This window comes from Bacillus sp. 5mfcol3.1 (genome assembly GCF_900114335.1).
Taxonomy (GTDB): Bacteria; Bacillota; Bacilli; order Bacillales; family Bacillaceae_G; genus Bacillus_A; species Bacillus_A thuringiensis_S.
The window spans coordinates 1-12,822 of the sequence record NZ_FOST01000025.1 but is presented as its reverse complement, the minus strand read 5'-3'; the positions used below and the strand labels follow the sequence as shown (position 1 = coordinate 12,822).

Genomic DNA, 12,822 nt, shown 5'->3' with positions numbered 1-12,822 from the left:
TCCGCCTGCTTCTATAGCTAATTGATTAAGTGTAGCGGGAGACATATATCGATATAGCTCTTCGGCAAATAAAGATAACTCTTGTTTTTGATGCATATTCATAAAAAGCACGTCACCCTTTCTCATTAACATAAGAAAATAGTAACGTGCTTTTAACTTCAAAAATAGTCTAAATCCTTAAGTTGATGGATGTGGGGTACCGCCACATCGCTATCAAGCTAATATTTTAGAGTATCCCCAAAACGAAAATTGTATCTCTCCATAGTTGTTTATGAAAATTCAGTTCATTTTTTTCATTTTGGGGAACAATTAGTCTCTTAAGTTGATGGGCATGTATGGTGACCCCTAGAAGATGGAACAGGCGAATTAAAATCTTTGTTATTCTTCGGATGTTTTGCTGTATAGCTTGATAAAGAATGTATAGATGGTCTTGAATCATTCCAATGGCCTTATATTCGCTTAATTCTCTTTTCTTCTTTTTTAAAATTAATTGTCGCATCTTAAACATTGTAGAAGAACATAGAAAAATAGCGATGAGTTTTCCGTAAATGTGGCATTCTAATCGCTCTCGTTTGATATTGTGCCACTAATGAATTTGAAATAAAGATTTCCAAGTTTTAAAGATAATTTCAATCTGCCAGCGGAGGGAATAAAAATCATGTATTTGTTCCATCGGAACCCATTCCAAAGGGGTATTGGTAACATAAATGTTCATGCCAGCTAATCGTTTACTTTTTTCTGAGTACATAATACCCTTTTTACTTTCCGTATACACTTGTTTTTTCTTACGTTCTCCAAGTTGTTTTTCAGTTAATCGATATATAATAACTCGTGTAATAGTTTTTTATCCTTTCCAATATAAGCATCTGTTATTTCATAGACCTGTCCTGGTTTTAAAGTATTCATAATGTGTTCTAAATCAACTGTGATATACTGAGACTGTTTTTTTACTGTTCCATTTCGAAAGTATTCAGGAAACTCATTTTTGATATACACCATATTATTTAGTTTAAGCCGCGATATATAATACACGCCACGTTGGTCCATTTGATCTAAATCCTCCAGTGAATAATAGCCTAAATCCCGAATACAAAGATCGCCAGGTCGGAATGTCGCTAAACATTCTGTTCCAAAGGTCTTATCATTATTCTTTCCTGGTTCAACTTGAAAATTTAAAAACTGTCCGCTATGTAAATCATATTCTAGTTGAATCTTTATACCCGCTGTTTGTGCACAACCACCTGATCCAGGATACACACTAGCTAAATGTTTTGGCACTTGAAAAATCGTCGCATCTAAAATACGAATCCGTTGAAAATAGGTGATTGAAGAGCTTGGAATCACGGATGTTTCACAAATTTTATTTTTTAATAGTGTAGAGAAAATATGTTTTAAAAAGCAAACCGCCTTCTTATTGAAACGTTTATTGAGTCCTTCTGGACTCATAAGAGTTCCTGTAACAGCATGTATGGTGACCCCTATTAAAGAAATTTTAACTGATAAAAAGAAACGATAATATGTTATTTAGGCGGAAATATGGAAAAATCTACTTTGTTTTAAAATATTCATGAAAAATCTTAAAAGTTATTACGAAAAAATGAATATACTTATAATTTGTTTGAATTTACAACGTTATATGTTACTTATATAAAAGGGAGTGAGTAACATGTTGTTTTTTGTCAAAAGACTGAATCCTTAAATTTACTAGTTAATATTCTTACAAAAAGAAACAATAACATTGAAGGACAAAAAGTTATATTTACCCACAATATTATAAGGGTTAAAACTCAAATTTTGATGGGAATGTGGTAAGGAAGCAATACTTGAAATTTCAAGATGATTTTAAAATATATTAATATGAAATACCTGAAAAGTTAGACGTAACTTCACGAAAGATTTTTATTAAATGAGGGACCTGGAATTTTCCTGAAAAATACACGAGAGATAAAAATCTACAATTAAAACTTTTTCGAAAAATAGATAGCGAAAATAAATTTGTGTATATTGATCTGCATTAAATATACAAGATTTAAAAACTAGAAGTATAATCTAATGTAAATATATGTTTTTATATAGCTATTTCACAATAAAGGGAACTTATCAATTTTTCACTATTAAGTTACAAAATGGGGTTTCTTGCCCATCCCCTCCAAAAGGTACATTAAGGATTAGTTCTATAAAAAGAAATGCCTCTAAATCAGTCTATTCTACTGGATTCAAAGACATTTTAGTGATTCTATTCGTAAAGATAGATACAGTAAAGTTAAGATTCCCTCACTAGACCACGCTTTTCGTTTTCACGATATAACGTTGATTTTGTTACATTCGTTTTTTTTCTCGATCTGCTTAAATTTAGGGAGAATAAATAGGGAGTGTTCTAAACTAGAAAAATCAGGGTTCCTAATCGTTTCCCTAAATTTAGAATTTTAGGGAATATAACGAGCTAATATACCTTTTGGAGGGGGTGGGCAAGAAACCCCAAAATCGTAAATGAAATATTATTAGGAAGGGAGTCACAATGAAAAAATTTTCGGATTATAATCTAATTATTCCAAATGAAGGACATGAAAAATCACTTTTATTATTCAACACAATGAATGGCAATACATTTTCTATCGATGAAAGGATTGCAAATGCTATTCAGACAAATGATTTATCTGAATTAACAAAAGATGAAATTGATTTATTAATCACAAAGGGAATGGTATTCGAAGAAGAAGTTAATGAACTAGAAAAATATGAATATGAACATAATATGTTTAAATATGGACAAGAAGTACTCTCTATTACCTGGCTAACCACATGGGGATGTAATTTAGATTGTACATACTGTTTTGAAGGTACAAATAAACCAAAGACAGTAACGAGTGAAGAAAATTTAGATATATTTTATAAGTTCGTTGAAAAAAAACTAAAATCAGGAACTTTTAAAGTATTTGCGCTTATATTATTTGGTGGAGAACCTATGCTTCATTATAAAGGTATCCAATATCTATTACCTAAATTCAAAAGTCTTTGTAAAGAGTTGAACATAATCTTCTTTAATTCTATAGTTACAAACGGGTTATTATTCACCAAAGAAAAATTGGGATTTTTAATTGAGCATGGTTTAAAATTGGCTCAGTTGACTCTTGATGGTCCGAAAGAGATTCATGATCAAAAGAGAATATATAGCAACGGAAAAGGGACTTATGATGCTACCATAGATAAATTAAAATTATTTAAAGAGCATTTCCCAAATTTCACCCCTACTATACGAATTAACATTGATAAAGAGAATTCAAAGTACATAGGAACATTATTAGACGATTTAATTGAGGAAGGTTTGCAATATTGTGGTTTAGATTTTGGGATAATTCGCGATGAGGCTCACGGTTGTAACAGCATTTCTTCTTTATGCTATGCCGATGATGAGTTAGGAGATTTATTATATGGATTATGGAATTTAGCAAAATCTAAAGGTTTTAATATATCCGTTATGCCAGAAAAAAAATTAGTATATTGTGGTTTAAATAAAGAGGCTGCATATACATTTACTCCAGAATTAGATTTTTATAAATGTTGGGAGCATGTTGGAGACAAGACACATCTATTTGGATATTTAGATGAAGATGCAACAATCCAAGTGAAAAATACTAGATATTATGAATGGATGAACAAAAATCCAACGAAAATTCCGGAATGTGCTGCATGTGAATTCTTACCAAACTGTGGAGGAGGATGTAATGTAAACTCCTTTAATCGATATGGTACATATGATGCACCTGGCTGCTTTAAAACAAAAGGTGTTCTTGAGAAGCAACTTATCTTCACTGTTAATAATAATCAACTTCAAAGACCAACTATGAGAAGTCAAGGAGAATTTTTTATATAAATAGGAGATGCTTTGGTACTCTGGAAAAGTCTGATCTAATACGACAAGAGCTTTTCGCCAGGCATTGGTTTGAATTGGATTTAATACAACGAATGAGAAGCCATGATCCAGTAGAAAAGAATAAACGGCTAACCAATAATGTCCTGTTGCCTCCATTCCAATCAGTATTTCTGTAGGAGACTCAATGTATTGGTACATCCAATTTAATAGTGCTTGTCCACCTTCTTTGTGATTCTGAAAGGAAAATGGCTTAGTAATAGGTTTTCCAGTTTGATCGATAATGGACGCATAATGTTTATGTTTAGCGATATCAATACCTAAATAGAACATAGCTTACACCCCTAGTTTAATCAGTGTTAGATAGTGTTGTCCTCCTCTGAACTAATAAGCGCCACTACCTCGTAAGAGATACGAAGAATGACCAATGGTCATCAACATCCAACTCATTCGTAAACTACTTATTAGACAGAGATACCATTCTTTCAACCGAATACAAAGATTCAAGGAGGTGGTCGGCAACATTCTATCTACAAATATAAGTATCTCATAAAAATAGATACTCTTGGGTTTATAGGTACATCCCGCCCCTAAAAAACCTAACTTAATCATACGAGGAGGTGAGATAATGGAGTATCTAAGTAATACATACGAAAAGGAAAACGATTCAAGAATAGGCTGTTTGGCAAACGCATGCTTAGAGGTTTGTGCTGTCAATGCATGTGGAGTTCATGGCTGTATAGGCGATTTTTGTGGACTTAACTGGTAATAAGTATTGAATTTTTTAGAAAGGGGGCGACTCACATGCAATATTTAGGAAATACAGATTGTAATCCTGAAGTTACACCCTACGCTTGTCTAATTGATGGTTGTATTTTAAAATCAGTATGTCTTGTTAACTTTGGTTAATAAAACTAAAGAAAAGCCACTCTTAATAATTAAATTTAGAGTGGCTTTTCTACAATTAATAAAGGAGTAATAATATGAAAAAATATTTAATCCTATTTTTATCGGTCATTTTATTATTTGTTCTAGTGCTTACAATATTTCTAGCCAAAAATGGTGTAGGATATCATTATGCCTATAAATATTCTGGACATAAAAATGGGGAATTTACGGCAAATATTTTTAAAGAAAAAACTTTAAAAGATTCTTTTTCAGTTAGCTTAAAAGAATTTAGTGGTTATCGTTATTATAAAGTTGATTTACATGAGAGTGGCTATTTAAATATTCATGTAAATAAAAATACAAAAAAAGGGCAAGTACGATTTTCGTTAATAAATCCAGATGGTAGTTCAATTATTAATAATGAAGAAAAAGATTTCACTAAAAAGGTGAAAATAAACAAAAAAGGTACATATAAAATCCAGTTTTCAGGTGATTTTACAGGCGAGATTGATTGTTCTTGGGAAATGAAATAGTTATTATTAATAATTGTGGGGTAAATCATAATGAAACAATTAAAAGAATTCCTTAGAATAGTTTATCCATATAGTAAAGGTAATAGGGTGAAAATTATTATTTGTTCATTATTAATGCTATTAATAATGATAATAAATACAATCCAGCCATTATTTTTTGGGGCATTAATTGATAATATGAGTAAAAGTTACTGGAATAATACTTTTATCATTATTATCTGGATAGGTATTATAGGTTTAGTTTCAATTATATTAACGTTTATTCAGGGTATTATTCAGGTGAAAATAGCTACCTCAGTTGAAAGTGAACTTAAAAAGAAAATTATGTCCTCTGTTTTATATCTAGATTTCAAAACTTACTCTAAATCTAATCAAGGGATGTTTATTAATATTCTTGAAAATGATGTAAGATCATTTTCTCTTTTATTCACACAAAAAATATCTTTATTTATAAATGTTATTTCAATACCTATCGTTGCATTAATCATGATTAGAATAAGCTTAACGTTAACCATTATTTCTATCGTTACATTTCCAATAAATTCAATTATTTTTAAGGTTTTTGGTAAAAAAATTCGCCAAAAAGAAAGTCTAATAAAAAATAAAATCGATTATTATTTAGCTTTCACTCAAGAAATATTTAAAGGATTTAAAACAATAAAAATTTACAATGCAACTAATAGATTTTTATCATACTACAAGAAAACCGTTACGGATGTTTATAAAGCCAGTGAATCTAAGGGGTATATTAATACAAGTGGTATTATTTTAGCGCAAATAATGAATTTAATAGGATATCTCGTTATGGTTCTAACTGGGGTATATCAGATAAGAAAAGGTGTAATAACAATTGGAAATCTTGTTTCGTTCAATAGCTATTCAAGTAATTTATCAACTTCATTGAATAATCTATCGAAAATAAATGCCGAACTACAAGAGATAATTGTTTCAATCAATAGGATAGAAAATGTGTTAAGAGTAAAAGATAGTGAACTCAAAGATGATGGAAGTATTGCATTAGACCGCATTAATAACCTATCTTTAATTAACGTTGAATATCTATATGATGGTAGTCCCAATAATGCTTTAGAAAATATTAATTTAACTATTTCAAGCCCTGGTATATATTTTATAATTGGTTCCAGTGGGGGAGGTAAATCTACTCTTTTAAACTTAATTACAGGCGTTTACTCTGATTACAAAGGAGATATTCTTTTTAATAATGTGAATCAGAAGAACATTCCAAACGAGATACTTCGTAAAAAAATAGCCTATATTACACAGGAATCAACTGTATTTTCTATGAGTATAAAAGAAAACTTACTTTTATATAATGACTCTGAGGAATCAAATCTTATTGAAGTTTGTAAAACGGTAAATTTACTTGAATTCATTGAGTCTTTACCAAATAAATTTGAAACTCGTTTAGGTTTTGATGGAATTTCTTTATCAGAAGGCCAAAAACAAAGAATATGTATAGCAAGGGCTTTATTAAGAAATGCAGATGTATATATTTGCGATGAAGTAACATCATCTCTAGATTCTATTAATACACAAAATGTAATGAAGATTTTTAATGAAATTGCTAAAATAAAGATAGTATTTATGGTTACTCATGATCAATCAATTGTAGGTCATAATGTACTAGAAGTTAAAAATAATCAAATATTAAAGCGATACGGGAAAGCACATGCAAGAACAAGTCTTTAAAAGGGGCACGGCAACATCGCCATCAAGCTAAGGAAAAGAAGATACCTAACTCTATTTCTTTGCTCATACAACAGAACTTATATTTCTTTCCACTGTTACAAACACATGTATCATATATATCCATTGGACGTGTGCGTCCTTTAATCGCTTTTTTCAAATCAGGGGTCACCATACATGCCCATCAACTTAAAGATAGAAACTCCACGGTTTTTCATTAATTGAAATGAACAAACTTTTAAACAGTATAATCCGCTTAAAAATGAGCATACAAAATAAACCCTAAAGGATTTCATTTTTTCACTTATGCAGCTTTCTTTTGACTTCTATATCCACTATACTCATAGATAACACCCATAATATCAAAGATAGTTTTCTTCTCATATCGATGAGATTTTCGTCCATTTTTCTTTAGTAGGGTAAACAGACGGAGTAAAATCTTTGCTATTTCTTGGGTGTTTTTCTGTATCGCTTGATAGAACAGAGATAGATGATCTTGGATCATTCCAATTGCTTTATATTCACTTAGTTCTCTTTTGTGCTTTCGTAACAGAAGTTGGTGCATCTTAAACATCATGGAAGAGCAGATAAAAATGGCAATGAGTTTTCCATACATATGAAATTCTAATCGTTCTTGTTTGATAGTTTGCCAATGATGAATTTGAAATAGAGATTTCCACGTTTTAAATATGATTTCGATCTGCCAGCGGAGGGAGTAAAAATCATGGATTTGTTCCATCGGAACCACTTCCCAAGGCGTATTCGTAACGTATATGTTGATACCCGTTAATCGTTTACTCTTTTCTGAAAATGTAAGCCCCTTTTTACTTTCGGTATAGCTTTGTTTTTTTCTACGTTCCATTATTTGTTTCTCTGTTAATCGGTAGATAATTACTCTTGTAAATAATCTTTGGTTCTTGCCAATATACGCCTCTTTTATTTCATACGTTTGTCCTGGCGTTAACGTGTGCATAATGTTCTCTAAATCAACTTGTATATACTGTGACTGTTTTTTGATTGTCCCATTTCGAAAGTATTCCGGAAATGGATTTTTCGTATAGACGGTATGGTTTAACTTAAGTCGTGATATATAGCACACACCACGTTGATCCATTTGATCTAAGTCTTCCAATGAAAAATAGCCTAAATCACGAATACATAAATCGCCTGGTCGTAAGGTATCTAAGCACTCTGTTTCGAAGGTCTTGTCATTATTTTTTCCTGGTCCGACTTGGAAATTGAGAAATTGACCGCTATGTAAATCATATTCTAATTGAATCTTAATTCCGGCTGTTTGCGCACAACCACCTGAACCAGGATATATATGTTCCAAAGTATTAGGCACTTGAAACATGGTGGCATCCATGATGCGAATGCGTTTAAAATGAGCGGAAAGTTGGTTAGAAATGTACGTTAGCTCACAGATTTTTTGCTGTAACAATAAAGAAAAGATATGTTTTAAACATAACACCGCTTTTGTGTTAAAACGCTTATTTAAGCCCTCCGGTCTAAGGAGAGTATCGGTGGTTGCATGAAGTCTACTACATAATCGGACTAAGGGATCGCTTGCTACTCGTTGACTAATCCAAATACAAATCGTAGCTAAATCTGAGCCAGAAAACTTACGTTTTCGTTTTATAAATCCGATGTCTCTTGCCAGTTCTTCTAAAAATACAGGTGTGATATATCGTTGTAATTTATCTTGAATCGAGAGATTCATAAAAAACGTCATCCTTTCTCATCTAGCTTGTTAAGAAAGAATAACGTTTTTTTCTACTTGGGGGTATGAAAATTCTTAAGTTGATGGACGTGTGTCGTGAGGCCTTCAACTTAAGTCTCTATTATTGAATACGAATATGTTTTTTAATCATTTTTTTGGAAAATACATTTTGAAATTATTCTTATTAATAGTTGGCCTATTGTGTAAATGATTGAAATAAATATAACTGCACCAGTTCTCCCTACTGGTTTAAACCAAGAGCCATCGTCAGGAATAAAGTTTGAAGCTAGTAATAGTGATAATACTCCAGTAATAATATTTACTAGAAATATATAACGTATCTTTATTCCTTTGGATAAAAATCCATTAATGATAATAAATAAGATTAGACCTATTCCCAAAAAGGGAGCTTCTTTACCTTGAATTACTCGTTGTCCATATTCATAAAAATGAAAAAGAAATGGAACAGGAATTAGAGCAATAACAAACCATAAAATCCACATGAAACCCCTCCGATCTAATAAATTTTGTTATGAATAAAAAAACTTTTTAACGTTTTGCAAGTGTTTTTTAAGCTAGTATTAATTATGTAGTTTTATAATTTTTATCTTTAAGATCTAATGAATTCATTATTAAAACAAATAAAAATCCCATTGCAGCTATACCTTTAAACCAGTTAAAGGTATGTTCTGTTATAAATTCTGAAAAAAATCCAATGCTATAAGTAATAAATAATATTCCAAAGATACATATGTTAAATTTCAATAATTTTAAACTTTGCATTAATGTCCACCTCAATCTTTGAATTAAAATTCATATGTAATTATTATTATTATATTTGATTTATTTATTTAAAGAAATAGAATTTGTAGTGTATAGAGTCTTTAGTTAGATTACATTGTTGTATTTTCAATGATATTTCAATGTAAGCTTCTATTTAAAAGTTTACTTTCATTTGTATTTTTATTTCCCTTTAATTAAAGTTTGATAAAATAAACCGCTAATAGGGGTCACCATATCATTTTAAGAAAATTGTACGCTAAGAGATTTATAAAGGTCTTTGGCACTTAATAAACGTTTATAAATATTTCATTACACGTTTATAAACGTGATAAACCTTGATTTCATAAGGATTAAAGTTTCGTCCTTAAAGGTATACCTTTGTAAACATGAGTTTTTTGAAACAAGAAAATGTGTACCTCAAGTGAATTTGAAAGTAAACAAATGGCTAAAATTTTACATTGGAGTTTTGAGTCATTTATAACAAATTTCCCAATAAATTTCTCAATATAGATATACTTGTTAATTATGGTTTTAATATTCAAAATTAACAAAAAGTAAATTATAATAAAAATATGATGGTTATCCTTTTGTTTACTCCTTGTGCTGAAGATAAGATCCTGTTCCCGGATCTTATCTTTTTATTTGTGGATTTTAGATACAAAAAAAGGAATCCTTAATAGCTTAAGGATTCTGCAACAGGAAATAACAAAATATATATCCTAATGTATTTAATGTTTTTATTTTTTTAAAACAAGGTTTAATAAATATGAATTCCATATATTTTTATCTTTTTCTTTTTTAAAACACATACCCCTTAAAGAGTATAAAATACTGTGCCATCACGATCAGTACCTTGTACCTGCTAGGTATGCCACTCTACTATCTCATGGCGGAAAGAGTTGATCCTTCAGGTATCATACCAATCGGATTGGTCATTATTTTCGCCTCTTGTTTTCATAAAAAGTACCTCATTAATTAAGTTAATTAAATTTTACCGAAACGTTAATCATTTTTTGGTTTTAATTCTAGGATGTTTTTTATTGGCTTTTGCAGTGCGTCCACAATGGCTACGATGATACTTGTTGCTAAAATACCCATTAGACTTAGTGATATAGGACCTGCTGGGTCGTCTCCTGTGATTTTAGAAATCACCTTTAAGGTTATTATCATTAACACAATGAAGAAAATGGCTGTAAAAGCACATCTTTTTATAACCTTCAAAGATTCAAGAGATAACTCGGAGAAAGCGTTGTTCCTTTCGATATAGGTTAATAGTTTATATACTTGATACAGCGTAAAAGAAAATGTAATACAGATTCCATACGCACATACTAAAAGGGGATATAGCGAGTAATCCCCACCTGGATGTGCTTTTACATCTCTAATGGTTAACACAGGCATCCAATAAATACACAAAGTAAGCACTGCAATTCCAGCCAGAAAAATAATTACCTTTAAGAAAGTGGTTGAACCTCGTTTACCATTCATTTTAAACACCTCAATTATTTAATGACAACGTGATTATATCATGTAATTTATTGTTTAACAATAAATTATTATTGTTTTTTATTATATTATTATTATTTAAAATTACCTATTTTAATTTTAAATAAAGAAAAAAAGCATTCCTCACTACAAGGAAATGCTCTATAACTTTAAACTATTGAACTTATAACTTCTTGGGGTAGCAAGCACATTTTAACCTTTTATACGCTAAGGGATTCTCAAAACTCAATATTACTTATTTCAATTGAGGCTTTAATTTGGGTGTTTTTTATTTGAATTTTTCTGAAAAAAGGAATATCCTTCATTATAAGAGATTCTAGGGAGAGCATAATAATGAATACAATCGGTAAAGAAATTCGTGAATTTAGAAAGACATATAACCTAACTCAAAAAGAGCTATGTAAAGGAATATGTCCAGTATCCCATTTAAATTTTATAGAAAATAATAAAGTAGAAGCAAACCCTAAGTAAAACAATTACTTTTAGAGCGAATAGAGGAATTTAAGTCTAATCCTGAAATTAAGAATGATACGGTTTCGAATGAAAATATAGGAAAATTCTTTTTTAATGAACGATTAAAACATGGAATAAAACAAGAAATTCGGTGTTAGAACATATGTACGGTATCTTATTTAAGTAAAATTGAAAATAATAAACTTGTTCCAAGTTGGAATATCAAAAAATTGTTATATAAGAGATTAGAAGAAATCAAAAACAATACACTAACAGTAGATTTAGAAATACTTGAATTAGAAAAGTTATATGATACTATGATTTCATTTTTTATAAGGAAAAAATTAATGATGCTAAAAAGATGTTAAATCGAGGGTTACGAACTACAAAAAATAAATACCCTAAATTATATTGTTTATTTTCCTATCAGGGGTCACCATACATGCCCATCAACTTAAGAACATAGGCAAAATGAACTTTCGTTCATTAGGACTAAAAAATTCTTAAAGTAGAGGTACACTCTTAAAAATGTGCATGCCAAATAAACCTAGATAGGCATTATTTTCAAAAAATTATGCAGCTTTCTTTTGTCTTCTCAAACCACTATACTCATATACAATGCCCAGAATATCAAAGACTGTCTTCTTCTCATACCGGTGGGATTTCCGTCCGTTTTTTTGTAAGAGATTAAAAAGATGGAGAAAAACCTTTGTTATTTCTTGAGTACTTTTTTGTAGAGCTTCATATGCCAAATACAGATGATCTTGAATCATGTAAATAGCTTTATATTCACTTAATTCTTTTTTCTTTTTTTGTAGTAGCAGTTGTCTCATTTTGAACATAGTTGAAGAACAAAGAAAAATAGCGATTAATTGGCCATAAAGATGACATTCTAGACGTTCCCGCTTAACATTATGACAACGATTGATACCAAAAAGAGATTTCCATATTTTAAATACAATCTCTATTTGCCAACGTAGCGAGTAGATATCGTGAATATGTTCCATCGGAACAATTTCCCATGGGATGTTGGTAATATAAACATTGATTTCTGTTAAACGTTTACTTTTTCAGAGTATGTAACTCCTTTTTTCTTCTCAACATAAGTTTGTTGTTTCCTACGTTTATGAATTTGAGTTGATGTGAGTCTATATATTACAACTCGTGAGGGTAATTTTTGTTGCCCAATATAGGCATTCTGAATTTCATAAGTATCTCCTGGTTTTATCTGATGCATAATATCTTCAAGGTTAAGCAAAACATATAAAGATTGCTTTTTTACTGTCCCATTCCGAAAGAATTCTGGAGATTCATTTTTTACATATACTCTATTATTTAATTTCAAACGTGAAACATAGAAT

General features: G+C 30.3%; 9 protein-coding genes and 4 pseudogenes. 5 read left to right on the top strand and 8 right to left on the bottom strand.

All coding sequences use genetic code 11. The annotated features are described in order from the left end of the window. Positions 1 to 346: 346 nt before the first annotated feature. Positions 347 to 1,488, bottom strand: a pseudogene (locus BM089_RS29520) (IS4 family transposase); the annotation flags it as partial. A 1,030-nt stretch (positions 1,489 to 2,518) separates the two neighbouring features. Between BM089_RS29520 and BM089_RS29515 the strand changes: the two are divergent. Then, positions 2,519 to 3,874: a radical SAM/SPASM domain-containing protein gene (locus tag BM089_RS29515; RefSeq protein WP_090979014.1), complete on the top strand. Its 1,356-nt coding sequence runs from the start codon at positions 2,519 to 2,521 to the stop codon at positions 3,872 to 3,874. Between the two features lie 6 nt (positions 3,875 to 3,880). Here the strand turns inward: BM089_RS29515 and BM089_RS29510 are convergent. Continuing rightward, positions 3,881 to 4,204: pseudogene (locus BM089_RS29510) on the bottom strand (transposase); the annotation flags it as partial. A gap of 650 nt (positions 4,205 to 4,854) precedes the next feature. Between BM089_RS29510 and BM089_RS29500 the strand changes: the two are divergent. Together BM089_RS29500 and BM089_RS29495 are read left to right on the top strand one after the other, a co-directional pair. After that, entirely contained in the window at positions 4,855 to 5,292 is a 438-nt protein-coding gene (locus BM089_RS29500; RefSeq protein ID WP_090979011.1) for a hypothetical protein, read from the top strand. A gap of 30 nt (positions 5,293 to 5,322) precedes the next feature. Then, positions 5,323 to 7,002, top strand: a complete 1,680-nt coding sequence (locus tag BM089_RS29495; RefSeq protein WP_090979008.1) for an ABC transporter ATP-binding protein — start codon at positions 5,323 to 5,325, stop codon at positions 7,000 to 7,002. A gap of 22 nt (positions 7,003 to 7,024) precedes the next feature. On the opposite strand, the gene BM089_RS29490 is transcribed toward BM089_RS29495, so the two are convergent. The 4 genes from BM089_RS29490 to BM089_RS29475 form a co-directional block, all read right to left on the bottom strand. Then, on the bottom strand, positions 7,025 to 7,126 hold the full coding sequence (locus BM089_RS29490; protein WP_254791383.1) for an SEC-C metal-binding domain-containing protein: 102 nt from the start codon (positions 7,124 to 7,126) through the stop codon (positions 7,025 to 7,027). Positions 7,127 to 7,303: 177 nt separating this feature from the next. Beyond that, positions 7,304 to 8,719 (bottom strand): IS4 family transposase, encoded by a 1,416-nt coding sequence (locus tag BM089_RS29485; RefSeq protein ID WP_090979005.1) that lies wholly within the window; start codon positions 8,717 to 8,719, stop codon positions 7,304 to 7,306. 143 nt (positions 8,720 to 8,862) lie between these two features. Next, positions 8,863 to 9,222, bottom strand: a complete 360-nt coding sequence (locus BM089_RS29480) for a hypothetical protein (protein ID WP_090979002.1) — start codon at positions 9,220 to 9,222, stop codon at positions 8,863 to 8,865. An 82-nt stretch (positions 9,223 to 9,304) separates the two neighbouring features. Further along, the gene (locus tag BM089_RS29475) at positions 9,305 to 9,502 is read right to left on the bottom strand and encodes a hypothetical protein (protein ID WP_090978999.1); all 198 of its coding nucleotides are present in this window, start codon (positions 9,500 to 9,502) and stop codon (positions 9,305 to 9,307) included. An 814-nt stretch (positions 9,503 to 10,316) separates the two neighbouring features. Between BM089_RS29475 and BM089_RS31695 the strand changes: the two are divergent. Beyond that, a pseudogene (locus BM089_RS31695) lies at positions 10,317 to 10,578 on the top strand (DUF2975 domain-containing protein); the annotation flags it as partial. Here BM089_RS31695 and BM089_RS29465 read toward each other — a convergent pair. Continuing rightward, on the bottom strand, positions 10,505 to 10,990 hold the full coding sequence (locus BM089_RS29465) for a DUF2975 domain-containing protein (protein ID WP_090978995.1): 486 nt from the start codon (positions 10,988 to 10,990) through the stop codon (positions 10,505 to 10,507). The pseudogene BM089_RS31695 and the gene BM089_RS29465 overlap by 74 nt on opposite strands. Before the next feature lie 351 nt (positions 10,991 to 11,341). On the opposite strand from BM089_RS29465, the gene BM089_RS31690 reads away from it, so the two are divergent. Beyond that, the gene (locus tag BM089_RS31690; RefSeq protein WP_254791382.1) at positions 11,342 to 11,479 is read left to right on the top strand and encodes a helix-turn-helix domain-containing protein; all 138 of its coding nucleotides are present in this window, start codon (positions 11,342 to 11,344) and stop codon (positions 11,477 to 11,479) included. 554 nt (positions 11,480 to 12,033) lie between these two features. Here BM089_RS31690 and BM089_RS29455 read toward each other — a convergent pair. Beyond that, a pseudogene (locus BM089_RS29455) lies at positions 12,034 to 12,822 on the bottom strand (IS4 family transposase); the annotation flags it as partial.